Source organism: Hahella sp. CR1 (assembly GCF_029813005.1).
Taxonomy (GTDB): Bacteria; Pseudomonadota; Gammaproteobacteria; order Pseudomonadales; family Oleiphilaceae; genus Hahella.
Genome location: NZ_JAPELK010000003.1, coordinates 166434 through 191543, shown reverse-complemented (window position 1 = coordinate 191543; position 25110 = coordinate 166434). Strand labels below are relative to the sequence as shown.

General features: G+C 53.2%; 23 protein-coding genes. 9 read left to right on the top strand and 14 right to left on the bottom strand.

Annotation, left to right across the window (positions count from 1 at the left end; genetic code table 11):
• Positions 1–37: 37 nt before the first annotated feature.
• The 5 genes from ONV78_RS08855 to ONV78_RS08835 all read right to left on the bottom strand — a co-directional run bounded on the left by ONV78_RS08855 (position 38) and on the right by ONV78_RS08835 (position 4571).
• Positions 38–295, bottom strand: coding sequence for a hypothetical protein (locus ONV78_RS08855; RefSeq protein WP_279502677.1), 258 nt, complete (start codon positions 293–295; stop codon positions 38–40).
• Between the two features lie 100 nt (positions 296–395).
• Positions 396–1349: an SDR family oxidoreductase gene (locus tag ONV78_RS08850; protein ID WP_279502675.1), complete on the bottom strand. Its 954-nt coding sequence runs from the start codon at positions 1347–1349 to the stop codon at positions 396–398.
• Entirely contained in the window at positions 1349–2164 is an 816-nt protein-coding gene (locus tag ONV78_RS08845) for a lysophospholipid acyltransferase family protein (protein WP_279502673.1), read from the bottom strand. The genes ONV78_RS08850 and ONV78_RS08845 overlap by 1 nt, the downstream gene beginning before the upstream one ends.
• Positions 2165–2541: 377 nt before the next feature.
• On the bottom strand, positions 2542–3396 hold the full coding sequence (locus ONV78_RS08840) for a YiiX/YebB-like N1pC/P60 family cysteine hydrolase (RefSeq protein ID WP_279502670.1): 855 nt from the start codon (positions 3394–3396) through the stop codon (positions 2542–2544).
• Between the two features lie 128 nt (positions 3397–3524).
• The gene (locus tag ONV78_RS08835) at positions 3525–4571 is read right to left on the bottom strand and encodes a hypothetical protein (protein ID WP_279502668.1); all 1047 of its coding nucleotides are present in this window, start codon (positions 4569–4571) and stop codon (positions 3525–3527) included.
• Between the two features lie 173 nt (positions 4572–4744).
• On the opposite strand from ONV78_RS08835, the gene ONV78_RS08830 reads away from it, so the two are divergent.
• On the top strand, positions 4745–5158 hold the full coding sequence (locus tag ONV78_RS08830; RefSeq protein WP_279502666.1) for a phasin family protein: 414 nt from the start codon (positions 4745–4747) through the stop codon (positions 5156–5158).
• 34 nt (positions 5159–5192) lie between these two features.
• Here ONV78_RS08830 and ONV78_RS08825 read toward each other — a convergent pair whose 3' ends face one another.
• Both ONV78_RS08825 and xthA read right to left on the bottom strand, forming a co-directional pair.
• Positions 5193–5813, bottom strand: a complete 621-nt coding sequence (locus tag ONV78_RS08825) for a TetR/AcrR family transcriptional regulator (RefSeq protein WP_279502664.1) — start codon at positions 5811–5813, stop codon at positions 5193–5195.
• Between the two features lie 123 nt (positions 5814–5936).
• Positions 5937–6749, bottom strand: a complete 813-nt coding sequence (xthA, locus tag ONV78_RS08820) for an exodeoxyribonuclease III (RefSeq protein WP_279502662.1) — start codon at positions 6747–6749, stop codon at positions 5937–5939.
• A 180-nt stretch (positions 6750–6929) separates the two neighbouring features.
• Between xthA and ONV78_RS08815 the strand changes: the two genes are divergently transcribed.
• A complete protein-coding gene (locus ONV78_RS08815) occupies positions 6930–7886 on the top strand; it encodes a DUF523 and DUF1722 domain-containing protein (RefSeq protein WP_279502660.1) in 957 nt (318 codons plus the stop codon).
• 53 nt (positions 7887–7939) lie between these two features.
• On the opposite strand, the gene ONV78_RS08810 is transcribed toward ONV78_RS08815, so the two are convergent.
• A complete protein-coding gene (locus ONV78_RS08810) occupies positions 7940–9388 on the bottom strand; it encodes an HD domain-containing protein (RefSeq protein ID WP_279502659.1) in 1449 nt (482 codons plus the stop codon).
• Positions 9389–9611: 223 nt separating this feature from the next.
• On the opposite strand from ONV78_RS08810, the gene ONV78_RS08805 reads away from it, so the two are divergent.
• From ONV78_RS08805 to sixA, 4 genes are all read left to right on the top strand, one after another.
• Positions 9612–10790: a SpoIIE family protein phosphatase gene (locus ONV78_RS08805; protein WP_279502657.1), complete on the top strand. Its 1179-nt coding sequence runs from the start codon at positions 9612–9614 to the stop codon at positions 10788–10790.
• Positions 10791–10793: 3 nt separating this feature from the next.
• On the top strand, positions 10794–11303 hold the full coding sequence (locus ONV78_RS08800; RefSeq protein WP_216739185.1) for an STAS domain-containing protein: 510 nt from the start codon (positions 10794–10796) through the stop codon (positions 11301–11303).
• A gap of 274 nt (positions 11304–11577) precedes the next feature.
• Entirely contained in the window at positions 11578–12609 is a 1032-nt protein-coding gene (locus tag ONV78_RS08795; RefSeq protein WP_216739184.1) for an NAD(P)H-dependent glycerol-3-phosphate dehydrogenase, read from the top strand.
• 11 nt (positions 12610–12620) lie between these two features.
• Positions 12621–13082 (top strand): phosphohistidine phosphatase SixA, encoded by a 462-nt coding sequence (gene sixA / locus ONV78_RS08790; protein ID WP_279502655.1) that lies wholly within the window; start codon positions 12621–12623, stop codon positions 13080–13082.
• Here sixA and ONV78_RS08785 read toward each other — a convergent pair.
• Positions 13076–14239 carry an aminotransferase class V-fold PLP-dependent enzyme gene (locus ONV78_RS08785; protein WP_279502654.1) on the bottom strand — a complete coding sequence of 388 codons (1164 nt, stop codon included), beginning with the start codon at positions 14237–14239 and terminating at the stop codon, positions 13076–13078. The genes sixA and ONV78_RS08785 overlap by 7 nt on opposite strands.
• Positions 14240–14318: 79 nt before the next feature.
• Here ONV78_RS08785 and ONV78_RS08780 point away from each other — a divergent pair, with 79 nt between their 5' ends.
• Complete coding sequence (locus ONV78_RS08780) at positions 14319–15212, top strand: radical SAM protein (RefSeq protein WP_279502652.1); 894 nt, start codon at positions 14319–14321, stop codon at positions 15210–15212.
• Positions 15213–15260: 48 nt separating this feature from the next.
• Positions 15261–15833, top strand: coding sequence for a DUF1285 domain-containing protein (locus ONV78_RS08775; RefSeq protein ID WP_279502650.1), 573 nt, complete (start codon positions 15261–15263; stop codon positions 15831–15833).
• Between the two features lie 48 nt (positions 15834–15881).
• Here ONV78_RS08775 and ONV78_RS08770 read toward each other — a convergent pair whose 3' ends face one another.
• The 5 genes from ONV78_RS08770 to ONV78_RS08750 form a co-directional block, all read right to left on the bottom strand.
• Positions 15882–17903, bottom strand: a complete 2022-nt coding sequence (locus ONV78_RS08770) for a diguanylate cyclase (protein WP_279502648.1) — start codon at positions 17901–17903, stop codon at positions 15882–15884.
• Positions 17904–18026: 123 nt separating this feature from the next.
• Complete coding sequence (locus ONV78_RS08765) at positions 18027–20732, bottom strand: bpX6 domain-containing protein (RefSeq protein ID WP_279502646.1); 2706 nt, start codon at positions 20730–20732, stop codon at positions 18027–18029.
• Positions 20732–22594, bottom strand: coding sequence for a hypothetical protein (locus ONV78_RS08760; protein ID WP_279502644.1), 1863 nt, complete (start codon positions 22592–22594; stop codon positions 20732–20734). Before ONV78_RS08760 ends, ONV78_RS08765 begins: the two co-directional genes overlap by 1 nt.
• Positions 22584–23003, bottom strand: a complete 420-nt coding sequence (locus ONV78_RS08755) for a hypothetical protein (protein WP_279502643.1) — start codon at positions 23001–23003, stop codon at positions 22584–22586. The genes ONV78_RS08760 and ONV78_RS08755 overlap by 11 nt, the downstream gene beginning before the upstream one ends.
• Positions 23000–24133: an AAA family ATPase gene (locus ONV78_RS08750; protein WP_279502642.1), complete on the bottom strand. Its 1134-nt coding sequence runs from the start codon at positions 24131–24133 to the stop codon at positions 23000–23002. The genes ONV78_RS08755 and ONV78_RS08750 overlap by 4 nt, the downstream gene beginning before the upstream one ends.
• A gap of 200 nt (positions 24134–24333) precedes the next feature.
• Here ONV78_RS08750 and ONV78_RS08745 point away from each other — a divergent pair, with 200 nt between their 5' ends.
• On the top strand, positions 24334–25083 hold the full coding sequence (locus ONV78_RS08745) for a protein phosphatase 2C domain-containing protein (RefSeq protein WP_127971375.1): 750 nt from the start codon (positions 24334–24336) through the stop codon (positions 25081–25083).
• The last annotated feature ends 27 nt before the right edge of the window (positions 25084–25110 follow it).

Genomic DNA, 25110 nt, shown 5'->3' with positions numbered 1-25110 from the left:
CTGCAATACTAGGCCCGTCAAAGATGTCAAAGTCAGATCAGATGGATTCGTCAAGTATGCTGAAGGAAATGAAGGCTGTAAATATCGCTGTGGCGACGACGACCGGCAGGGATGGATTAGCCAACATAAATAGCCCGGAAATTAACCAGACATTCCTCACTATTTTCTTCTTCCACTTATACAGCCCTGTCGTTCGACGCAGGCTCGGATGCCTGCTCGCTTCCTCATCTGTAATGACTGCGCCTGGGTTGTAATACCGCTTCAGTGCGTAGTCCATCAAATCGAAGTGCCCCATGTCGACTTCTCCGCCTATGCGTTCGTCTTAAATAAAAAGTCTAGTACATACGTGAAGATGCCGCACAGGGCAAGTATGGGTCTACCGAAGCCTCTCAGCGTTATCCTTTTAAGTTACGGTAATAGCTGAAGATTTCATCCAGTGAATATTTAGGCGTGAACCCAAAAGTCGACCTGAATAGTTGGCCGTCGATGATCACTGGATATTTGAAATAGTTCAGCAAATAGGGAGGGAACGACTTAAGCTGCAGCATGTTGCTGATCAGTCTTGGCGCAATCGGTGGAATGGACCAAATTGGAATTTTTACGCAGTCGCAGCGGTCCAGCGCTTCTTGATAGGCGACCCAGTCTTCTGTCGCCACATTATAGATACCCCGATGATCCTGGCTTTTGATAACAGCGACAATCGCGTCCGCCATGTCTTCAATATGGATGAACTGCATCATCGGGGAAAAGCCCGCCAGCACTGGGCAATACTTGCTTGAGAGCAGCAGAGACATGGTGTTTCTGACGTCTGGGCCGACAATGTTGCAGGGGCGCAGCACGGTGATATTCAAATCCGGGTACTTCCAGAGATAAATGTTGGCCAGGTTCTCCAACTCCACTGAGTCGATCAGATCCATGGTCAATTCCGCGGCTTTGAGAGGGGCTCCTTCATCAATCAGCGCAGGATTGTAGGCGTTGGCTCCGTACACATGGTAGGTGGAAAGAATAATCACCTTGTGGATGTGATATTTGTGGCACAGGTCCAAAAGACGGTGGGAGCCAAGCACGTTAGAGTTATAGCGACGCATCCTGTTTTCTTCACTGGCGATCATCCTGCCGAGGTGAATAACGCCGGTGATGTTGTGCTTGCGGAATATGTCCTCAAACCCGCGCTTGTTGACGTCGATTCGATAGCTGGGAACATCGTCGCCCAGATACACCTGTTCACGAAAATCCACTGCGATGACTTTGTATTTTTCTCGCAGGCGCGCAATGACTTGTTGGGCGAGAGCGCCTGCCGCTCCGGTAACAAGTAACTCAGGTTTGGTCTTTTTTCTTCTCGCGGCCATTAAAATACCCTTTTCCGTTCATGCAGTCCCTTGTCGATCAGACGGCTGACCTCTGTCTTTACTTTATCCACGCGTTTGGTCACTTCGTCTTCCGTAATTTCTCCTGGCTCGAAATGTAGCGGCTCGCCAAAATTTAAAATGACCTTCGCTGGGAAGATAAACGGAATGGCGATGGGGGCGTAAGGAATGCCCAGCATCTTCGCCAGCGGAGCGATATTGGCGATGGCGGGAATAGTCTCTTCACAGCCAACCACGCCAACCGGAATAATCGGGGCGTTATGCTGCATGGCGAGGTGCATGAAGCCGTTGCCGAAACGTTTCAGTTGATATCGGTCCCGGTATAGTTTGCCGGAACCGCGGACGCCTTCAGGAAAAACGATGATGGCTTCCTCCCGTCCGAGCATCTTGGCGCAATTTACCGGGTCGCCCAGTACGGCGCCCATTTGGTTGAGCAGGTTGCCGATATAAGGGACTGTGGGGAAGAAGCGCTCAATCATGGCGCGAGGGATGCGGGGGCTGTCTTTACGAGTGGCTAGTGCGTAGGCGATTAGAACGCCATCAATAGGAAGCTGGCCGCTGTGATTGGCGACGATCAGCGCAGGCCCGGATGCAGGAATGTTTTCAATACCGTGAGTTTCAACCCGGAAATACTTCTCAAAGATGGGTTTGAACAGCGCCATTGCGACAATATTCGTGTCTACATTGAGGCCCCAGGGATCGTATCCGAGAGTTCCGACAGGTTTAGCGATGTTTGTATATTGGCGCTCCAGTTCCTCTGAGACAAAAATCCTTCTTAAAAGGGGGCGTAATTTCATGTCATTTATCCTTGGCGACATTGCAGCGTTTTTCTTATGTCTTATGGGCCGCTAGTATATCGATAAGGATGCATTGATGAAATCTGAAGCTGCATCATAAGCTTCTGATTTTGGCGCTAAATACTTTCGTTATATGAGTTTGTGAGCGAGATCAAAAAAACCCGAAACCCAGGGAGAGGCTTCGGGCTAGAGGTGTGAGTAGTATCCATGAAAGACTTCCTACATGACTGACCAGCAGGGTTGAGCAAGTCAGTCATCTTAAGTATTGATCTTTTACACATATTTACAAATCGAAAACGATTATTTTTTAATCATATTTTCTTATAACAATATAAGTTGCCTTTCATGAATGATATATAGGCAGGCAGATGGATCAATTATTCCAATTTGTCGTGATAACCCGGCAGATCATCAATATAAAGGTCGCTTTCCTCGGGAGAAAGTTTCTCGTTGCCGCTCCATGGCAATAACCGGTAGCGGGACTTGCTGTGTGAAAAATCAACAAACGGATACTTGATGATGTCGAAGTAGGGGGAGTAGTCAAAGTCGCTGGGCGTACACAGCTTCGGGTTGCGGCGAAATAGTTGGATGCCCTGCGCTGAGGTTTTTTTGACCAGAGGCAGAATGGGATACTGAATAGAGTTGAAGGCTTCCGCGATCATCGTGGAGCAGACAGTTTCCGTAGGCAACCCGGGGTGAGAACGAAACAGAGAGGAGCGCCAGCGTCGGGGCAGGATGGTCCAGGGCAGTAGAAAGCGAAACAGGTCGAAGATCTGGCGGATGTTGTAGTTGGCGCCCAGTTGCCGGATCGCGTAATTCAGAACATTCTGCGCGTCCTGATAATTCAGCTCTCTGGGGCGGCATATGCGGACATGATCACGGTCGTAACTGGATAGCGGCCGCACCACGGTGCCTCGGCCCAACTCACTTTCGACTATAAGCTGTATATTGGGTTGGCCATCGTAGTATTCGGAAATCCGCTTGCGCGTATAGGGGCTTTCAACCTCATGCAGGCGGCCTATATACAAGGCGGCGTGAGACCAGCGGCTTTGGGTGACGACCTTAATGACTTCGCTGACTCGGGAGCGACCTTCCACCAGAATGACGTCGCAGGGACGAATCTCATGGCGCAGGCGGTCGAAATTGCTCAAAGGGATTTCAGCGGCTGGTTTTTCTCTGACCAACCAGTCAACAAGCGTATCGAAAACTCCGGTTTTTATGCCTGCGCCCATTTTTCTACTTTGCGCCCACCTGTAAAAATCCTTTATGTGTTGATTACGTCGCCAGTGATAGTCCCCATCACTTTATACTAAATATATAGCATGGGCTTTATATGGCCGCATAGCATGAAAAAGCGGGCTTATATATCTTTAGCGCCTTTATCTTCCGGGCTTGTATTTTGCGCGGCTCGCAGCTCTCTTTTCCAGCTTTGCACCGCCACCTGTTCTTTGGACAGTTCAAGAATATCGACAATGAGTTCTATTACTTGGTCGTCCAACTGCATTAAGGCGCCGCCGCTACGCAGGTTAAGTTGTTCAAAACTGCTTTTGACGCCGTCAATATTGTCGGGAATCTCCAGATCTTCCAGCAGGTTGGCGATGGTGCTGACTACGATGTCGGCGATGGTGTCCTCCAGTCTGCCGGTGATATTGCTGCCAATAAAAGGAATGGCGTTGACGCGCCTGAAATTGACATGGGACTGCATGGCGTCGGTGAGGCTGCGACGCAGCTTGGCGACGAGCGGATTATCCGGGTTAGAGCGCATATTGCCGGACAGTTGGGTCACCATATGCGACCAGGTTTCCGCCAGTACAGGCAATCGGGGTTCGACGATTTTTTCCGCAATACGCCGTCCTATTTCGGAGTCATGACGCAGATCTTCCTGGATGCCGGAAATAACCTTAACCACCACCCGGTCGCTAAGTTCTTCGAGGAATACGTTGTAGTAAAAGGCGAAAAACGTGAACAGACGCGTGCTGGTGACGTCGATAATTTTATATTTATGCAGACGATAAATAATGGAAAACACGCGCAGGAAACGCAGTAGTCGGGTGGAGCCCAACGGTATGCAGCCAAGCAGGTCATACCAGTGCAGAAAGGGAAAGAAGTACCAGCGCTCGAATGTTTTCTCTTTGATGGCGACAAGCCAGCGCAGCATAAACTCTGATATAAACAGGGAGACGAAAGCGAGGTCCACCAATAAAAAGTTCTCATGCATCAACACTAGAGGCTCGTGCAGCCAAGGGGTGTAGTTGCGCGTCAGGAACTGCATCGCCGCTGTATCGAATAGAGCGTCAATAATGATCAGGGACAGGTTAATGATCAGCATAAAGAGCATGAACAGATCGAGGGCGATCCATATTCCCTGGCGGCTTTGCCTGAGGTGCTCGTAATCGACTTTTAGCAAACAGCGCTCCTTGAAGTTGTGTTTATTTAATTAGATAACACGGCTAGCCTATTTAATAAAGGCGTTCGCGCGCGTTAGTATGTCGCATTATTTGGCGTGCGGCGTTTAGAAAATATAGGCGCGTGGACACGGTAAAACAGGTTGGCAAATGGAATCGGCGGCGAATTGAGTGCATGACTATGACAGATCAGGACAACAACCCTAATTCCCCAAAGCAGGTGTCACAAAAAATAAAGGACTCAGCGCGTCAAATCTGGCTGGCTGGATTGGGCGCCTACAATAAGGCGGAAGAAGACGCTGGCAAAGTATTTGAGAAGTTAGTTCAGGAGGGAGAGGAGTTGGAGAAGAAAACCCGGGGCGTGTTTGAAAAGCAGTTGAAGGCGGTTGAAGACCGGGTGGAGGAGGTGAAAGACAAGGCCAACACCACTTGGGATAAACTGGAGCAGGTCTTTGATCAGAGAGTCTCGCGCGCACTGCACCGTTTGGGCATGCCTACCTACAAAGAGTTTGAGGCGCTACGTCGGGAAATCGAAGAATTGAAAGCGAAAATCGACGAGCTTGAGAGGTCGAAAATGAGCGGCGAATAGAGCAAGCAATACTCTTTAAGCCTGTTGTCGGGCGCTAAGTGAGATACTCCCGGCTCATCGTCATCAGCGCCTGCCTTTCTCCGTCGCGCAGGTAAGGCGCCACCAGCGACATCACCTGATATACCCCGTGCGATAAGTCGATATCCTGCGCATCCGCAGGGTGGCGGATGAGGTCAAAACTTGGCCAATAAGTAATGGTCAGGACAATATTGTTGCAAAGCGCCTCCAGTTCTTCGTTGGTGCCGATCAAAATCTCTTGACCGCGAAGACTGGAGCATATCGTCAGGGAGGCATCCGTCTTTTTATGAAGGATTTTTTTAAAGCGGGGGCGGATGCGTTCGTAGCGTTGCAGGATGTTGACCAAGTCTTTGTAGAGGAAACGGTATTCGGCGATTCTTTCAAAGATCAGGTGTAGAAACAGCCATTGATCTTCAATGCTTATCTCCACATTGGGAACATCCAATAACTCCAGCATTTGTTGCTCAAAGCGCGCGAAAAGCTCATGCAGGATTTCGGTCTTGTTCTTGTAATGGTAGTAAAGGTTGCCGGGGCTGATATCCAGTTCGTCCGCAATTTGCAGCGTGGTGACGTTGGGCTCGCCGAACCGGTTAAACAGGTCCAGGCTGATGTGGATGATGCGCTCCCTTGTTTTCATGCAACCTTTCTTAGCATCCTGTGGTTTCCAAGTCCCGATAATAATTCACTTTTCGCGTGTGCAAGGCAATTCCGAGCAGTGAAAATCGATAATTATTACCCAAAGTCCATGGGGCGGAGGGTGTCACTCCAGGTCAAAGTCAGCCCAGATTGGACAATGGTCGGAGGCCTTCTCCATACCCCGAATCTCGTAGGATACGCCGGCGTCGACGCAGCGGGCCGCCAGCGGTTGCGTGGCGAGAATCAGGTCGATGCGGAGGCCGCGCTTGGGATCATCCTCGAATCCACGACTGCGGTAGTCGAACCAGCTGTAGCGGTCTTTAACGTCAGGAAAATGCTGACGGAATGTGTCAACAAGGCCCCAGTCCAGCAGACGGTTCAGCCACTCACGTTCTTCAGGCAAGAAACTACACTTTCCGGTTCTGAGCCAGCGTTTTCGATTCTCTTCGCCGATACCAATGTCGTTATCCGTATGCGAAACGTTCATATCGCCCATCACAACTATCGGCTGATCCGGTGAGCGTTGTTTTAGGAAGTCCAGCGTTCCGGCGTAAAATCGCTGCTTGTTGGGGAATTTGTCGGGGTGGTTTCTGCTCTCGCCCTGAGGGAAATAGCCATTGCAAACGACAAGAGTTTGATCGCCCGCGGCGTACTCGCCCACAATCCAGCGTTTGTGCGCCTCTTCGCCGTCACCTTCAAACCCCTTAATGCAACGCAATGCGGGTTGTTTGCTAAGCAGGGCGACGCCGTAGTGGCCCTTCTGGCCGTAATATTCCGCTTGGTAGCCCATCTCGTTGATGGCTTCAATCGGAAACAGGTCGTCAATGACTTTGGTTTCCTGCAGACCGATGATGTCCGGCTGATATTGGCTGATAAGTTCTTTCAGCTGATGAAGACGTGAACGTACGCCGTTTACGTTGAATGAGACGATCCGCATGATAAGTACCTACCGGAAAAGGGAATTGTTTCGACATGTTGCGGGCCAATATACCGAACAACGTTGTCTATATGAAGAACCAAATCCTTGCGGTAGACGTATATAAACGAAGCATGTAGGAGCGAAGCTTCTATCCCGCTGGTTGAGTCGTATACGTTCATTGGTCTTTGGAGGCTGAAAGTGGAAAACAGCAAACGTCCTCAAATTGGCGTCAGTGCATGTTTAATGGGGGAGCAGGTCAGATTTGACGGCGGCCATAAGAAGTCTTCTCTTCTGACTGACCGGTTGCGAGATGTGTTCGACTTTCAGGCTTTCTGTCCAGAGGTGGCCATTGGCATGGGCATCCCACGTCGTCCGATTCGCCTGATAGAACGGGACGGACAAGTGCGAGCGGTGGGTTCGAAAGATGCGGAGCTGGACGTTACAGACAAGTTGGCCTCTTACGCGGTATCGCTGGAAGACAAAATTTCGCGTTTGGATGGCTATGTCTTTATGCAGAAGTCGCCGAGCTGCGGAGTCTTCAGAGTGAAACTATATAATGAAAGCAGTGACGCCGTTATTGGCGCCAGGGCGGGAATATTTGCAGAGAAAGTGATGCAGGCGCATCCCAATATGCCGATCGAGGAAGCAGGGCGGCTAAATGAGCCTGCGTTACTGGAAAACTTCGTGGTGCGAGTCTGTTGTTATCGCGAATGGAAAGATCAAGTGCTGGCCTCTCCTTCACCGGAGAAGCTGCAGCTATTCCACCGCAGATATAAGTATTTGCTGATGGCGCATCATCCACAGGATCAAATTCTGTTGGGTAATATTGCCGCGCAAGTCAGATCGGCCTCGATGGAAGGGGCGCTTAAACAATACGAAACCGTTTTGATGCGCTGTCTGACTCATCGAGCGCAACGAAAGAATCACTTTCATGTGCTTACCAATATTTCCAAAGTGTTGCGCAAGACGATGAATGGCTGGCAGAAGCAGGAGTGGGACACCGTGTTGACGGATTACCGCCATGGCGTCATTCCATTGGTGGCCCCATTGACGCTGCTGAAACACTACTGCTCTGCGACGCAGGATGGATTTCTCGCTGAGCAGGTCTATCTGCAACCGTATCCTTCCCATTTAGGGTTGAGGAACGCTATTTGAGTGAAGCCTGTCAGGCTTGTTTTCCATGGGGAGGTTAGCGCCTCCCCGATGCTTCACGGCTTGCGGTAGAAGTGGGCGATGGTTTCGTCTTCAAACTTATGGAAGAAGTTGCTGACTTCGCCAATGCGAACATATTGAGGGCGCGTGCGTTCGGGATCTGAAGGCTTTTGCATGACTTTGATATCTTCGTAAGCCCCTTTGATTTTGGAAAAACGTGCTTTCAGCGCACAGCAGACGACCTGCTCCGGCTTTAAATCATGGCGTTCAGCCAGCATGATTTTGATAGATTCCTGATCAATGGTTTCTGTGCTCTCTTGTGTATGAAGATGATGGGGGCGTACTCGGTTTATCATCATTTGCGAGTAACTTTTTGGCTGCTTTCTGGCGAGCAGTCTGAATTGCTCCCAAAAGTAGTTATCCGTTAAGTAGCAGAACTCATTGATATCAGTGAGGCAGGATCTCACATACTCTCCCACGTCCGGTTGACCGATGACTTCCTCCATCGCCTGTCGCAACAGCCAGTCAAAGCCTATGGAAGTTTTGTGACCATAAACTTTGCGATACATCTGATGGCGGGAGTAGACGAAATCTTCCAGTGCGCCCAGACCTTTCGGGGTGATGGCGAGGCCCATCCAGTTGGACTCCGGGTCCCAGCCTACATGAAGGTTCTTCAGCAAGTGATCAAGGTTGAAGCCGCCTATTGTCACTGAAGAGTGGAATCCATCTCGCAGCATGTAATCTGCACGATCAGCGTCAATTTCACCGGAGACAATCAGGCGCAGCAGGCGGACAATATGTCTCTCTGGCTGCTCGGGTGTTTCCGTCGAGCCACTGAGCAGCGGCCAGATTAACTCCGCATGCCGGGCGAACTCCGGCGTCACCGCGCCAGCAGTTGTTTCCATTAGCGCGCTGACGTCAAGGGCGGAAAAGGGCGATTTCTCGGCATTTTGAGAATGCAGGATTTCCCACGCGCAGCGAACGGAATAGTGCTCATGCTCCAGCTTATCCGGGGGCGCCGGATACAGGGCCGTCATGTCTTTATCGCTGATATTGGCCTGAGCCCACAAACGTTGAAACGGTTCACTGGTTCCCAGCATGGCGGCGATACTAGGGACTTTCGAAAACTGATGAGAGAAACTACTATGCCCGCAATCGTGCAACAGGCACGCCAGTCGCGTCAGCTTATTGAAAAAATCAATCGACGCCAAGGGCAGGGAAGAGGATGCTTGAGTTATTCTGTGCCTGCGCATGCAGGACTCCATCAATCCTCGGAACATTTTATGTCCGACATGCATGACGCCGATGCTGTGAAGGAAGCGTGAGTGGGTGGCGCCTGGGAATACCAACGAAAGAATGTCGTTTTGACAAATGTGGCGTAAACGTTGGAATAGCGGGTGATCGATGACGCGAACTTCGTGCTCAAATAACGTAATCGCGCCGTGTACGGGGTCCATTATGAGGCGATCTCTGACGCCCAGAAGATCGTATAAGAACTTATCCATGCTGAATTATTAAGAAATTGGATAGAGAGAAATGCGTATAAAATCTCATAGGGGCAATTAGTATGATAATTCTAATTTTTGACATTATGTTGCAAATGTATCTTGCAGGTCGAGCGGTTGTCCGCTAAAAACAAAGTAACGAGCTACAATAATATTCACTATGCCAGCTGTCGACCTACCCCAGTGTATAAAAATAGCTTAATAAGTAAGTGGCGCATGAGCCATGGCTGATCTAGAGGAAGCTCTTCTCATAATCGACTCCGACGAGGATGTATCCCGTCACATGAAGGAACACCTTACGTCCAGGGGGTTCCATGTGGTGCACTGCGCGTCGGTTAAGTGTTTTACGGATCTCAAAGCGCAGGTCACTCCCGACATCATCATTGGAGACCTCACTTCGGACGACATTAAGTCGTTGTATTCGCTGCTAAAAGACGTTCACCCCAGACCTCCCATTGTCATTCACAGCAAACGCGCTGGCGCGGAAGATATTTTGGGCGCTCTGCGTTCCGGCGCATCTGACTATATCGTCAAGCCTGTGGCGGATGTCGCGGTGTTGGACGAGGCCATTCAACGACAAATCGATCAAGTGCGCGTGTATCGCGAAAACCAGCAGTATCGATATGACCTTGAGCTGGCCAATAAAGAGCTGCGCGCAGGGTTGGAGGAATTGCAGGCGGATCAGCGCGCAGGTCGTCATGTGCAAATGAAAATGCTGCCTGAACGGGAAGTGGAATATGGCGGCATTCAGTTTGATCATTGCATCAAGCCGTCTCTATATCTCAGTGGCGACTTTTTTGATTATTTCCGTTTAAGCGGCGATAAGATTGCATTCTATTTCGCGGACGTTTCCGGTCACGGCGCCTCGTCCGCCTTCGTGACCGTGTTGCTTAAAAATTTGAGCAATCGACTGCAGCGTAATCTGCGTCGCCAGTCCAGCGATGACATATTGTACCCAGACCGCTTTTTGAAGCGGGTCAATGCCGAGTTATTGGATACGGATCTTGGCAAGCATCTCACGATGTTCGCTGGCGTCATCGATCTGCAAACCCGGGTGTTGAGCTATTCCATGGGCGCTCATTTCCCCATGCCAGTGATGTCCGTGAACGGCGTCAGTCGTTATCTGGACGGCAAGGGCCCGCCCGTTGGCTTATTTGATGATCCGGTTTACCCCTTGTACGAAGAGCCGCTGGCGCTGGGATTCTCCCTTGTTATATGCTCTGATGGCCTGCTTGAGGTGATTAATGCCAAATCACTCGCAGAAAAGGAGCAAGCATTGCTTGAAACCGTGCAGGAGGCGCGTCACACTATACCTGAACTGGAAAAAGCGTTCGGGTTGAGGTGGATTACCGAATTGCCCGATGACATAGCAATCGTGTCTATTATGGAAACGACGGTGTAATTGATGTCAGGGTATAAAATACTCCAGGCGGAAAAGCAGGGTGTTTACGTACTGAAGTTTATCGGAGAGATCCGACTGAATTTGTGTTCCACATTGGACCATTTGATCGACGAGATGAAAGAAGATCAGTCTTTCATAACGGTGGTCATTGATCTTACAGAGACGAGTATTGTCGATAGCACGACGCTCGGGCTCCTTGCAAAGATTGGGATTTTCGCCAAAAAGCACCGCAAAATTCTACCTACTATCGTCTCCACCAACGAGGATATTACTCGCTTGGTGTTGTCGATGGGGTTTGATCAGCTGTTCATTATTGTTGAAAAAGCCGCCACGGACATTGAGCACCTCTCGGAAATTCCGATTCTGCTGGCCTCAGAGCAGGAAGTGCGTGAGAAAGTTCTCGCCGCGCACAAAGTTCTGATGGAGCTGAATGAGAGCAATCGAGCCGCCTTCAAAGATCTGGTGCAGGCGCTGGAATGTGATCAAGGGCCTGCATCCTCCGTATCATACTGATTCCTATAAATATTGACGCGAGGGCGTTGCTGATAAGCGCCCTTAGTCTCGTCAAGGCCTTCCAAAGTATCTCTTCTCGGATTGTCATATCTTTTTTGTATAAGCATTTATAGCTGAGCTTTCATCATGCTGCCTGTGCGCTATCTTTTTATGGTGGGATGAGTGATGTCGTAAAGGGCGGTGGCATATGTTTTCTAAATCTGAAAAGTGTTAGAAAACTTCCACTTGGACGCTTACACTGGCGTTAAATGACAACCTAAACACAGTTAGTTCTATGGAAAAATCACAAAAAGTCACTGTTCTCGGCGGCGGCAGCTTTGGTACTGCACTGGCGAATATTGCGGCGGGTAACGGCTACCCCACGGTTCTGTGGATGCGAGACCAAGAGCGTGCTGCGGAAATGAGCAAGACAGGGGAGAACGCCCGATATCTTCCCGGAGTAAAGCTGAACGAAAATCTAATTTGTACGTCTGACATGGAAGAGGCGGTGGCGAACAGCGACTTGGTCTTGGTGTCCGTGCCGAGCAAATCCTTCGGCGATGTAGTGCGGGATGCTAAGCAGTACGCTAAACCCGGACAATTCTGGCTGAGTACGACCAAGGGAATTGATGAGAAAGGCTTCAAACTGATGAGCGATATCCTGCGGGAAGAATTGACCGAGCAGGAAATTGGCGTAATCAGTGGCCCCAACCTGGCGAAGGAGATTGGGCAGGAAAGCCTGGCCGCCACTGTGGTCGCCAGCAACAGCGAGCCAGTAAGGACTCTGGTGCAGGATGTCCTGAGCTGTCGTTATTTTCGTGTTTACGCCAATGTGGACATGTATGGCGTAGAGCTGGGCGGCGCATTGAAAAACATATATGCGATCATCGCGGGACTGGCCTCCGCGCTGGAGCTTGGCGAAAACACCAAGGCAATGCTGATTACGCGCAGTCTCGCGGAGATGAGCCGCTTTGCGGTATTCATGGGCGCCAATCCGATGACCTTCCTAGGGTTGGCTGGCGTAGGCGACTTAGTGGTGACCTGTAGCTCGCCTCTCAGTCGCAACTATCGCGTTGGGTTCGCTCTGGGTAAGGGCGAGAAGCTGGAGGATACCGTGGCGGCGCTGGGGGAAGTGGCGGAGGGCGTTAATACCACGCGTCTGGTGCGGGACAAATCCAGGGAGCTGGGTGTGGAGATGCCTTTGGTGGAGGGGCTTTATAAGATTATTTATGAGCACTTCCCCATTAAACAGGTGGTTTCCCAGCTTATGCTGCGGGAGCAAAACAGTGATGTTGAGTTTGTATTGCCGCGCTCGGAAGCCAATTGAGGGAATCTTTCATGCGAACCTGTTTTCTTATGCGTCACGGTGAAGCGGAAATGCGAGCGCCCTCGGACAGTCTGCGCGAGTTGACTGCCTATGGCCGCACGCGTACGCGAGAAGTCGCGGAGCGACTGGCAAGTCATCATGACGGCGAGTTGACCCTATTACACAGCCCTTATGTGCGTGCTACTCAGACTGCTGAAATAGTGGGAGAGGTACTTTCCCGAATCACGTCGGTGCATGTTATGGAGTTGGCTACTCCAGATGATGATCCCAGGGCGTGCCTAGCGGCATTGGAGTCTTTCGCGAGTCAGAATCTGATTCTGGTTACTCATATGCCGCTGGTGGCGGCGCTTGCTGCGTTGCTGGAGCATGGCGGGACTTTCCCTTCCACAGGGTTCCAGACCAGCGAAATTCGTGAATACGAAATGCCGGTCTGGGGGCTGGGATGTGCGATGGAAAAAAGCCGAATTTATTGAGTTAACAACTCTTTCAGCACCCGAGCGGCGGTTTCCAGATCTTTTTTCCTGGTATAGAAATGAGGGGAGAAACGAATGCCGCCGCCACGGGATGCGCAAATAACGTTTTTATCCATCAGCTGCTGGTGCAGCTCAGGCATAGTGCGTCCCTGGATAGTAAAGGTAAGGATGCCGGCGCAACGATCTGCATCGTTGGACGTAATGAACTCGATGCCGTCGATGTCAGATAACAGCGCTTTCAGTGTGACGACGTTTGCGCTGATTTTTCCGTAAACTTCTTCAATACCCACTTCCGCCAGCAACGCCAGACTGGCTTCCAGGGCGAAAATTCCCAGCATGTTAGGGCTGCCGCACTCGAAGCGGGTGGCGTTGGGCGCAGGTTCCCAGGTGTCTTTGCTGTAGTCGCCCCGGTCTTTCACCATGTGCCAGCCATATTGAGTAAGTTGCAGGCTTTCAATGCGCTGTTTGTTAACGTAAAAAACGCCAAGTCCTTCCGGACCTAACATCCACTTATGGCCGTCCGCCATTAAGAAATCGATATTGTCCCGCTGCACATCGGTGGGGCAAACTCCCAGGCTTTGAATGGCGTCTACGCAGAACAGGATGTCTCTACGCTTCAGCTCCGTGCCCAGAGAGGTCAGCTCCATCTTCAGACCTGTGCCGTATTGCACGGAACTGATGGATACGAGACGCGTCTTGTCAGAAAGGGCGTTTAGTACCGCCTGTTCTGGCGTTTCGGCTTGCATCAGTTTGGCTTGCACAACGCGGACGCCAAATTTTTCCTGCAGGGATTCCCATACAATGCGATTGGAGGGGAACTCTTGATCGGAAATCACGACTTCATCGCCCGCTTTCCAGTCCAGGCCATATGCGACGAAAGACAGCGCTTCTGATGTGTTTTTGACTAGAGCGATTTCGTTGATGCTTTCGGCGTTTACCAAGTCTTTGAGCAACAAACGCAAAGAACGCTCTTTCTTAAGCCACTCAGGATAGTGGGTGGCGCCAGTCTTGAGGTTTTCCCTGGCGAAGGTTTCGATGGCGGCTACGGCGCGCGAAGGCCAGGGGGCGACTGCTGCGTGGTTGAGGTAGGTGATGGACTCGTCCAGAGGAAATTCATCGGCGACCAGACGGTCAAAAGAGGCGTTGTCTAAAGGCATGGGTAATATCCGCGTTTTGTCGCCGTAGCGGCGACGTTTATTCCGTTATAATGGGCGTCTTTAAAGTGAGGACTCTAGTATGGGGGCTATCCCGATTCAATACGTAGAACCTGTTTTCAGGCCCCCCAGTGAGGCGGGATCGCTGATATTGCAGGTCACCAACGGTTGTTCCTGGAATAATTGTGTCTTTTGCGAAATGTACACTTCTGAGCAGAAAAAATTCAAAGCAAAGCAAGAAGATATCGTATTCCAGGAAATTATCAAAGTAGCCCAAACTGCGCCTCATGTACGCAGAGTTTTCCTTGCTGACGGCGACGCCATGGTGCTTTCGACCCGTCGTCTGAAGCAGATACTACAGTGGCTGAATCAATACTTTCCTGATTTGCAGCGAGTGTCTTCTTACTGTCTGCCAAGGAATATCAAGAAAAAGAGCGTGGAGGAACTGGCTGAATTAAAAGCGCTTGGCCTGGATTTGTTATACGTCGGCGCGGAATCAGGCGACGATTTGGTCCTGGCCAAAGTTATGAAAGGCGAAACCCGGGAAAGCACAGTAGACGCCTTACTGAAAATAAAACAGGCGGGGCTGCGTAGTTCGGTAATGATATTAAATGGCTTGGGCGGACGTCGTTATGCGGAGCAACATGCTCTCAACAGCGCCAGATTGGTGAATGAAGCGCAGCCCGATTATCTCTCCACGTTAGTCGTTTCCTTTCCGCTGGGGGAAGCGCGGCTGCGGGCGAGCTTCGATGACTTTGATATGCCGACTCAACAAGAGTTGTTCAGAGAAGTCAGGACCTTTCTCGCCGCTACCGAACTGAACAAGACCATCTTTCGCAGCGACCATGCCTCCAACTATCTAGTGCTTAAAGGCGTGCTCGGAAAAGACAAAGAGAAGTTGCTGCAACAGGTGGATATGGCTATTAATCATCCAGAGCAGATACGCCTGCGTCAGGAGTGGCAGCGTGGCCTGTAATATTCCGGTGTTAACGGGCGTTATATGGATGCAAGCAGGAGTTCAATTTTGAGTGATCAACATTCCCCGATACGTTCCGCCGCGGAACTGTCAGAGCAATTAGCTGCGATCTCCGGCGTCAAGCGGCCTCCAGTTGAGTCCTGGAATCCTACGGTGGAGGTTAGCGTTGATATCAAAATTCAACGTGACGGTAAGTGGTTCTACCAGGGCAACCCCATTGAGCGCATAGCCTTGGTCAAGCTATTCGCAAGCGTCCTCAGGAAAGAAGTGAGTGATTACTTTCTGGTCACGCCAGTGGAAAAAGCCAGAATAGAAGTGGAAGACGCCCCTTTTGTCATCACGGCAATGGAGCGTTATAAAAACGACGCAGACCAGCCTTGCATCATGCTTACAACCAATCTGGACGAAAGCGTCTTGGTTTCCGCAGAGCGCCCAATCAGAGTACATATTGACCCTGTCACCGAAGAACCATCCCCCTACGTTCTAATCCGCTCGGGAATGGAGGCGTTAATTGGACGTAACGTGTTTTACCAGCTGGCTGATTTGGCTGAAGAGCGTGTTATTGATGGTGTGGCGGCGTATGGGGTGGAGAGTGCTGGGGAGTTTTTTAAGCTTGGTTAGCAAAACCTGGCGCTACAGCATCATTACCAGCCTTAACAATTCCCCCACTCAAGCCACAGAATCCGACCCACCCTTAGCCTCCAGTAATCCCGGTTTGATCAGCGAGTAGTAACGGTATTGGCCGGGGCTGGATTTTTTGGCTTCGTACATGGCTTCGTCGGCGTAGCGGAGCAGGGTGGTTTCGTCGTCGGCGTCGTCCGGGTAGATGGCGATGCCGATGCTGGGGGAGGTGTGGATATGGACGCCGCCGAGGATATACGGGCGCGACAGGCTGATGACGACGCTTTTGGCGAGGCGGGCGGAGTTGTTGAGGTTCTTGTGGTCAAGGGCGACGATGACGAATTCGTCTCCGCCCAGGCGGGAAATCAGATCAGACTCGCGACAGATGCTTTTCAGGCGAAATGCGACTTCTTTTAATAGTGCGTCGCCGGCGTCATGGCCGTAGGTATCGTTGACCGCTTTGAAACGGTCCAGATCCAGATAGAGCAGCGCCAGCTTGCGTTTGCGGCGACGGGCCATGGCGAGTTCCTGAAACAAGTAGGCGGTCAGAAAGCGCCGATTGGCGAGTCCTGTCAGCGAGTCATGAGTGGCGAAATATTCCGCCTGACGCTGTGCGGTCATCTCTGAAATAAGCAGTGCGGCGCCAGCGGGGCCGCTCTGTTCATCTTCGAAGAGAGGCAGGCAGGCGGCGAGGAAGTGTCTCTCTACCTCATTCGCCTTGCCCCCGATAACGGCCTCGGCGTTGTAGGAAGGAGTTCCTGATAGCAGTGTTTGTGAAAGCGGCGTTTCAAACTGCCTAAGAAGTTCAGATGCAAGCTCGGTGACGCTGCGTCCGTGCACAACGGTATTTTGCAGCCCGCTCCACTCAGCGAGCTTCACGTTCATGCGCAGGCAGTGCATGGTCTGGTCAACAATGACAATCCCAATAGGCGCGCCTTCATAAAGCATATCCAATTCCGCATATTGACGTTGCAATGCCGTTTCCCTGGACTTCAACTGCTGCATCATGTCGCCCAATGCATCGCTCAAAAGGTGAATTTCCTGGGGCGCTGATTGCTGCATGCGAAAGGCGATCAGACGCGCGCCGTCTTTGATCTGACGGGCGGAAGCCGCGAGAGATTTCAATGGACGGGAGATTTGCTCGGCTATGCCCCAGCCGACCAGGGCGAATGCCGCGGCGATGATCGCTCCCCACCGCCAGATAACCGTGCGTAGCTGGCGGATCGGCTCCAGCGCGGTGTCCGCCTGCTGACGCGCCACCACGGTCCACCCCAGGCCTTTGAAACTGCGAAAGCCTTTGGTGTCGGCGAACCCTGTGAGATAGCGTTCGCTGTCTGGCCATTGAATCAACCCAATCGCGTTGGCTCTAAGCGAATCCGGCAAATGGATGTCCAGGGCGAGCAGGGAGTCTGGCCCCAGGATGACGCGGTTTTGCTGGGAGACAACCAATAGCTCGAACTTTTGGCTCTGGTGACGCAAGACATTCGCCGCCTGCTCTGAGGCCCAATCCCAGCTCACATAGGCGCCCAGTACGCCGATGACCAACCCTTGCCCGTTGCGAACTGGGGCGGCTATCTCAATGAAATTGGAAAGCTTGGTCGTGAAGCCGGGATTATTGATGGCGTCCTGGCGCAGGCTGCGAATGTCGCCCACATAAGGACCGGCTTCTCCACCCAGCCACCAGGACTGGCTCGCGACATTCAGCCCTTCCATCAAACCATTGGTGGCTTGCAATACGTCGCCGTTTTCGTCGGTGAATCCGATCCAGGCGTAATATTCCTGGGTTCTTTTCAGCGCCTCCAGAATATTGCGGCGTTCCTCCTCCTGGCCTTCCCGCAAATGGCGCATGGTGGGAAGGCTGGAGACATTGATGATATCCCGCAGCCTTGCGTAAATTCCCCGATCCAGGTCTTCGGCCAGTTGCGACGCGGCGCCGATAAACTGGCGATCCAGTTCTTTTTGCAGGCGGTGAGAAGCTTCATAGTCGACAATAGCGCTCACCACGGCGGTCGTCGCGATGACCACCCCGGCGAAGCTGAGGGAGAGCAGGGTCCTTAACCTTAGGCTCATTGCGGACGTCCTGGCCACAAGGGGAGAGTTCTTTAGGTGTAGATGAGCGGACTTAAAACTGCAAGACGGAAGCCGTGGCGTAAGAAAATATATTTTGCGCCAGACAATCCTGGCGTTTAAGCCTTAAAGGCTCCAGTCCTTGACCAGACGGCCTTCGTCAAGTTCCACCACCATCACTCTGCCGTCATCGCTATACAGGGCCAGCTGTTTGGGGAAGAACTTCATGTTCACTGGCGCAAAGCCCTCAACATGAATGGACAGGCAGAGCTGGCGGATAAGTCGGCCTTGTCTTGCATACAGGCGAAACTTGCGACCACCGCCGGGACTCTGGGTTTCCACCGCCAGCCAGTCATCCTGCAGCAGCGCATGGGCTATTTTATCCGTTGGCGGCAGCGCTAATGGTTCTCCACGATGATCGCCCTCAAGGAGCGATAAATGCTCCGCTCCATTGTCGCCCTGATCCGTGAAAAGGCCGGCGATGACGCCATCTGGGCCCATCGCCAGAGGGCGGCATTGACGAATGATCGTTTTGCTGACCGGGTCGCGTGCGCGCAGGAAAAAGTGCGGTAACCGATAGCGCCACAACTCGAAGGCGTCCCCGGAGCTTTGCACCAGCATTGTCAGCGCCTGGGGCGTTCGATTGAGCGCAACGACATGGCCTGGCAAGTCGGAAATGCTCCATAACGCACTTCTCTGGGAACTCAATACATCCAGCGACCACAGGCTGGTCCCTTCTGCGGCGATCCATTGTCCGCCATCGAAGCTGGTGGCGATGCGGTCAGCTTTAAGTTCCAGCCAACGGCGTACGCTGCGTCCGGCGAGATCAAAATATTGCGCTTTGATAAAGCTTTCATTGCGATCCAGCACCAGCGCTCGATTGCCGTGATCCGAACCCACCAGCGCGCGTGCGCCGACGGACCAGCTATGAACGCAGTGGCCCCGTGCGTCATACATAAACAAGCCGGCGTCGCCGCGTGCGACAAGAAGGCCGCCATTATGCAGTGGGCAAATGTCCAGGATGGCTGCGCCATCGCCTTTGGCAAGGCTGTATTCCAGAGGCGTGGCGCGAACATGCAGTGGTTCTCCGGCTCCATGATGAGCCGCGCCCAGAGCGAGCGCGCTTACCTCATGACTCAGTAATGGATCGGCCGCTACGCCGAGAAGTCGCTGCAGCGAACGCTTATCGTACTTCGCATGCCCTGTGTTCAGCTCTTTGAGCAGGGCGCGAACCGCTGTTTTCGCCGCCAGCCGTACGCCTTCCTGTTTGGCGTCCGCGCCATTGCTGACGCTTAACTCCTGAATGAGGGCGCGGCGGACATGGGCGTATTCAGCTCGATCGTCAGAAAGTATTCGCTGCGCTTCCCGTAGATAAGCTTGAGCGTTCGTTTGATGCCCTGTCTTCAGGTAATAGATCAATAGTTTCGCTGCGTTATCGCCACCTTCGGAAACAGCCCGGTTGATCCACTCAATCACCTCGTCGCGCTTATCCTCCAACGGCCAGGCGAGCGTCACCGCCTCATGGAAGGCGCCTTCTGCGGCTTGTTGGCTGGCGAATTCCCAGCGCATTCGGGCGGCTTCTTCCGGCGCGTGTCGATGTAGCAGGTCGAGGACGGCTCTGTAGCATTCAGTCTGTCTGACGATGGCGATGGCCCGGGCCGTATCCCCGGCTAGGAGCCATTGCCGCACGACCCGGGCGGGGAAAAGTTGTTGTCCTTCCGCCAGTTCCGCCGCCAGTTTGAACCTGCCGTGCTTTTCCAGATAGTCCACCGCTCTCTCGTATTTGCGCAACAGATCCGCCAGTACGAACGCCGCTTCTTCTATTTTGCCGGCGGCGTCCAGCCGTTTGAACGCCTGCTCGTAGGTCCGTTCCAGCAGGCTCATGGACTCATCTTGCACGTAAATTGAGCCGCCGCTGCTTTGTCGGTGGGTGCTCAGGGAGAGATCCTGGCGGGCGTCGGGCGAGCCAAAAGCAGGGCGTTCCGTGTTCCTATCGAAGGCGTCTCTTATATCCCCCAGTGGTATCGCATTTTTTAACGCCTCTTCCAGTAACCCTTGCTCAAACAGTTCCATCATCTTATGCAGATGCTGAGCCTGTCTTCTGCCAAGGAGAGCGCCCATGCGGGTGGTCATGAGATACATGGACACCGCATCGCGCATTCGCGACCATGGCGTGCTGGGCTTGCGCCTCTGACCTGACGCCACCCCGGAACCATTCTCTCCCGACGGTCTGAATAACCCGGATAGCGCGGCGCGAACCAAACCGGTAAGCGTCGGGCCGGCGTTTGCTCCAGACTGCATCTGCTTTAGCGCGTTAAGAGTCTCCTGTTGCGCTTGCGACGCTTCTAAGCCGGCTTCTTTGAATACCTGGCGGACATTGCTGTCGACATGCTGGATGGCGGCCTCAGGCGGGCTGATTTCCCCCAGCGGCTCTACCGTCAGAACCTGGTAGCGGTTAATGGCGATAAACCCGGACGGATCGCGCAGCTTCTCCTTGTGTAAAGAGTGCCTGGTCAAATCGCCGGCATGCTGCCGCAGCAACCACTGTAAAGACCCGTCTGGCGCAAATTGGCCGTCATGCAAGGGAGTGGTCGACAGTGTGTCGCCATAACGCACCAGCGCATAACCGCTTATCTGTTGGCAGTCCAGTTCTCGTGGCCGTGGCCAAACCAGCGCCCAACATTCGTCAAGCTCATAAAGAAAGGAGCCCGGAATCCAGTTTTTCAGAATCTGGCGTTTCAGTTTGTCGAGACTCGCGTCATTGCTTCCGAGTTCCAGCAAGAGGCCCTGGCAATCCAGAACGCCTTGGTGCAGCAGCTTTTTCGCTTTCATTAACGCTCTCCGCCTGGGTCAGAAAAAGCCTCTGATGCGGCGTCAATGGGCAGGCGCAGAAGTTCTTCCTGTTTCAGGATGGCGTAGACGACATAGTCCCCGTTGTCTTCAATGTAATGCAGATAGGGCAGGTGTGGATTGATCATCATATGCGACATTTTGCGCGTATTCTTCATGACTAAAAAAACGTGGGCGTCCTGGCGTGCGGTGACTTTGGTTCCGCACGGCTCCAGCACAATCAGGCTGGGTCTGGACTGACGCACATACCCTCCCAGCTCTTCCGCTGCCGGCGCGAATGAGACGATACCGACCACGGTCCCATCCGTCGCGGCGATGTCAATGGTTTCGTTCACTGAGGCGGCCGAGATCTTCCAGGTATTCTCAGCATATTGATACGCCATGGCGGGAACGCCCTGTACCGAGCCATGAGATCCAGTATGGAAGAAAACACTGGGTTCCGATTGCAGTTCAGTAGGAAATTGCTTCTCCTTCAGGGGGGCGCTTTCTCCACTCATGGCGCCATAGACGACCAGGTTCGGCTTGCGCCAGACCGCTCGGAATAAACGTTTGCCATAGGCGCCGAGATGTAGAACGTTTTCGTCCTTACGCTCAAACTCCGCATCGTCGGTGTCCCAGTTCATATACAGCAACCGTCCTTCGGCGTCTTTCACCCAAAGTTGGCGCTGCTCCTTGGCGGTGGGCGTGAAAAACAAGGGGTTTGGCGGTCTTCCCAACGGCTGGGGCGAAATATTCTTGGCGCCGGGACGGGCTAGAGTTTCCTGGCAGCCAGGAAAACGGTGAAGATAGGACTTTTGTCCCGAGACGAGTATAGCGCTAAGACGCTTTTTGCTGAGAGATAATGCCAGCAACTGTTGGCTCTTTGGCCAAGCCAGCGTTTTCACTCCTCCTGGATTTTCGCGGGAAGAGCTGGGAATAGACATGGCGACAACTTTGTTGGTTCCCTGGAAAAACGCCAGTTTGCGACCGTTCTGACTGAATGCCGCAAACCCGGTGATAGCCTCTTGCTGAGTCGATTCAGGCGTCGCTTTGTTCCGGCTGAATGGGTTGCGCAACAGACGCAGGCCGATGTCTTGTTCCGGCAGAGGGAGGGTGAGCGTTTTGGAGGAAGCAAGTGGGTCGCCGGGTGGTTTACTGGAACTGGCGGATGCGTATGGCAGGCTGACCTGAAGCGACGCCGGGGCGCCAATTGCGATGTTTTCCTCAATCAGGATAGATCGGGAATGGGGCAGGGAGGCTGGCGTGTGGACGCCAACCAGCCACAATTCTGAATACTCCTGATCTTGTAAACGCTGCTTCCAGGCGGAGATGTGTTCCATCGTTACTGGCTGCGGGTAGCGCGAACGCAGCAGTTTCATGACTGCGCTTTCGTCCGCCTGCTCGCTCAATTGCAGTTTGTCGTCCTGCAGCATCCCCCAGCGCAGAATGCGTTTTTGCTGGGCCGTCCGGCGCAGGAAAAGGATAAACAGAGCTAGGTGCGCAAGTCGCGGCGCGCCCAATTGCATGGGGCCGGCGTCAAAAAGCAGGATGGTGCTTTGGTCGTTACGGGATGTCTTTTGCGCTTGCGCCAAAAACAAATGCTCGCCCATCGCCGCTCTGCGCATGAACTCATGGGGGTAACGCTTGGCGACCGTCCATTCACTAAGCAGCAGGCGTTGGTAATCCGCCTCTCTGGACACGCCTGCGTAGCCGTCCGGCTCGCGCTCGCCCGATAGTGCGCTCAGCCGCGCGGGGCCAAACAGCGTGGCCAGCTTTTGCTGTGTCGTGTTCAGGTAGTCTCCGAGATCATCCTGAAACAACTGCAGCAGAACAGACCATTTTTCGGCGCCTTTATTAAGTCGCATGGCGTTTCAGTACGTCCTGAATAGTGTGCGGGTCCAGTGGCAGGGCTTCCCGCAGGGGAATCAACGTCTTGTGCTCTAGATCAATGGCGAAATCGCCAGAACCGGCGTGACGACGCACAGCCTGTTGTAACAGGTCCGGCGGCGTCATCGGCTGTAAGTAAGTCGGCCACCACAGGTTAGGGCTGGATGGGGTGCGACCAAGATAAATAACGCCTGGAATCCAGGGTAGATCTGTCTCGCCGCCAAGAATAACGATGCAGGACGCGGCGGCGACACCCATTAGCGCCGCCTGGCGCGCCGGCTCCAGTTGCAGGAGCGCGCGCAGGCAGTCGGCTCTGTGTTCTGCGCGCGCGAGCAACCCGCCGGGTTGCATTGGCTGCTCGCTTCGCCTCCACTCGATCTCAATCATTCTCCCTGCGGCGCCTCATGCTGAGTCAGTGCTTCCTGCAGACGTAGGCGCAGATTGGAGAGGCGCTCGGGCAGGGCGTCCGGCGCAAAGCCTGCGTCGATTTCCCGCCCCAGCGCTTCCAGGCGACTACGGCGTTCATGAGAGGCTTCTTCCTGTAACAAGGTCTCCGCTTTCTCCGCCAATCGCGCGGCGCGAGCGGCTGGGCTGTTGGCGGCGGCCTCCGCGGCGGCGGACAGGGCGTCATTTTCACAATGGCGCAAGGCGTCGCTAAGAATCTCACGGGCGCTTTCCTGATTCTCCCGGGTCGGGACGGCGTACAATAACGGCCACAGGTCCGCTTCAGTGGGCTGGCTTCGACCCGCCAGCGTGGCGGCGGCGCTGATCAGACCTTGCGCCTTCACCACTCTTCGGTCAGACAATTGAATGCCTTCCTTGCGCAACAGGCGCACGCACTTCGCCAACAAAGGTTGAACCAGGGACATGTCCGCCTGTCGCGCCTGTTCGGCCAGAGTATCCAGCAGCTTTATTTCGCAACTCTTGACCGGAGGATGGGTCGCCGCCCACCAGCCCTGGCGTAGTAATTCTTCCAGCTGCGCATCCGCCACGGGCTCCACAAAACAATGCACCAGGAAACGGTCGGCGAAAGCAGCGAGCGTTTCATCTTCCGGTAAGTGGTTAGAGGCGGCCACGCAGATACGCAACGGACAATCTATTTGCGTATGCCCACGCTTGAAGCGTCTCTCGTTGAGAACCCCAAGCAAGGTGTTTAGAATTGCCGTCGATCCGAGGAAGACCTCATCCAGGAACGCAATTTCCGCTTCCGGCAACATGCCGTCAGTGGCGGTTTCCACGACGCCTTCGGACAGTTTGCGGATATCCACAGGCCCGAAAATTTCACTGGGTTCGGTGAAGCGTCCCAGCAGATATTCAAAGTATTTTCCTCCCAGCGCCTGGGAAATCCGGCGTACGGCGGCGCTCTTGGCGGTGCCGGGAGGACCGATTATCAGCAGGTGCTCCCGCGCCACGGCGGAAAGAAGAATGAGGTCAACGATCGTTTCGCGCTCAACCAGCCCTTGGGTGGCTTCTTTTACGGCTTGGCGCACTGCCGAGAGGGCGTTTGATACTTCCATAGTAATAAGTTGCTTGCCAATGTGGAGGGGCTTCTGAAGAATAACGGGGTGGCCGCGCAACTCGTTGTGAAAACGAGAGTTTGTAACAAATAGGGCGCGCAGCGGCCCGCCACAAAATGATAGCCGGCGCGTCGGTGAAGTCAAACGATAATACGACAGGGCGCATAAGGGTTCGATAGTAAAGTCAGGGATCGCAAAGAGTGAAATTAAAGGTAACGTTTCAAACCAATACCGGACTGCAACGAGAGCACAATGAAGACACTGTGCTGATCTGCGGTCAGGTTATTAATCAATCCATGCCGGAGCCCGTCACCCGGTATTTTGAAACCGCAGGAGCGGAAAGCTGGGCCGTGTCTGACGGTCTTGGCGGTCATGCCTGCGGCGCGTTAGCCAGCTATACGCTGTGCTCCACTCTGGCGGCGTGCAATCTCAGCGCTGCGCCGGATTTACAAAGCGTACTGGACCGATGTCAGTCCCGTCTGGCGGAGCTGATGCATAATCGTCCCGAGACCCACGGACTGGGCGCCACTCTGGCGGGCGTCTACGAGCAAGAGGGCGCGCTGCATGCGTTCAATATTGGAGATTCGCGTATTTATCATTGGCAATTCGGGTACTTACGTCAGGTCAGTATTGACGATGTGTTCGGATACGACGATGATGACCCACCTGAATTAACCGGGCTGGACGGTCACAAACTGATCGCCGCCCTGGGGGTAGAGCCGGTTAACAATGCTCCCTTCGCCCACTACCGCCCGATTCGATTCGGCGTCACTGACAGATTACTGATCTGCACCGACGGGGTGACGGACATCGTCTCCGCCTCTGAATTTGAGGCCAACATGATGTCCGGCGACACAGAGCAGGTTGGCGACTGGCTGAGCGCTCGTATCAAAGCTGGCGGAGCGCATGACAATTTTTCGTTTATTCTTATAGAAAGACTGGATGATTGAATCCGGTGTGTGCGACCTGTCCCGGGA

Bases quoted from the DNA above. Each gene is read 5' to 3' on its own strand.
- ONV78_RS08855 (WP_279502677.1), bottom strand. From the start codon at position 295: ATGGGGCACTTCGATTTGATGGACTACGCACTGAAGCGGTATTACAAC.
- ONV78_RS08850 (WP_279502675.1), bottom strand. From the start codon at position 1,349: ATGGCCGCGAGAAGAAAAAAGACCAAACCTGAGTTACTTGTTACCGGA.
- ONV78_RS08845 (WP_279502673.1), bottom strand. From the start codon at position 2,164: ATGAAATTACGCCCCCTTTTAAGAAGGATTTTTGTCTCAGAGGAACTG.
- ONV78_RS08840 (WP_279502670.1), bottom strand. From the start codon at position 3,396: ATGGGCGCAGGCATAAAAACCGGAGTTTTCGATACGCTTGTTGACTGG.
- ONV78_RS08830 (WP_279502666.1), top strand. From the start codon at position 4,745: ATGACTATGACAGATCAGGACAACAACCCTAATTCCCCAAAGCAGGTG.
- ONV78_RS08825 (WP_279502664.1), bottom strand. From the start codon at position 5,813: ATGAAAACAAGGGAGCGCATCATCCACATCAGCCTGGACCTGTTTAAC.
- xthA (WP_279502662.1), bottom strand. From the start codon at position 6,749: ATGCGGATCGTCTCATTCAACGTAAACGGCGTACGTTCACGTCTTCAT.
- ONV78_RS08810 (WP_279502659.1), bottom strand. From the start codon at position 9,388: ATGGATAAGTTCTTATACGATCTTCTGGGCGTCAGAGATCGCCTCATA.
- ONV78_RS08805 (WP_279502657.1), top strand. From the start codon at position 9,612: ATGGCTGATCTAGAGGAAGCTCTTCTCATAATCGACTCCGACGAGGAT.
- ONV78_RS08800 (WP_216739185.1), top strand. From the start codon at position 10,794: ATGTCAGGGTATAAAATACTCCAGGCGGAAAAGCAGGGTGTTTACGTA.
- ONV78_RS08795 (WP_216739184.1), top strand. From the start codon at position 11,578: ATGGAAAAATCACAAAAAGTCACTGTTCTCGGCGGCGGCAGCTTTGGT.
- sixA (WP_279502655.1), top strand. From the start codon at position 12,621: ATGCGAACCTGTTTTCTTATGCGTCACGGTGAAGCGGAAATGCGAGCG.
- ONV78_RS08785 (WP_279502654.1), bottom strand. From the start codon at position 14,239: ATGCCTTTAGACAACGCCTCTTTTGACCGTCTGGTCGCCGATGAATTT.
- ONV78_RS08780 (WP_279502652.1), top strand. From the start codon at position 14,319: ATGGGGGCTATCCCGATTCAATACGTAGAACCTGTTTTCAGGCCCCCC.
- ONV78_RS08770 (WP_279502648.1), bottom strand. From the start codon at position 17,903: ATGAGCCTAAGGTTAAGGACCCTGCTCTCCCTCAGCTTCGCCGGGGTG.
- ONV78_RS08765 (WP_279502646.1), bottom strand. From the start codon at position 20,732: ATGAAAGCGAAAAAGCTGCTGCACCAAGGCGTTCTGGATTGCCAGGGC.
- ONV78_RS08760 (WP_279502644.1), bottom strand. From the start codon at position 22,594: ATGCGACTTAATAAAGGCGCCGAAAAATGGTCTGTTCTGCTGCAGTTG.
- ONV78_RS08755 (WP_279502643.1), bottom strand. From the start codon at position 23,003: ATGATTGAGATCGAGTGGAGGCGAAGCGAGCAGCCAATGCAACCCGGC.
- ONV78_RS08750 (WP_279502642.1), bottom strand. From the start codon at position 24,133: ATGGAAGTATCAAACGCCCTCTCGGCAGTGCGCCAAGCCGTAAAAGAA.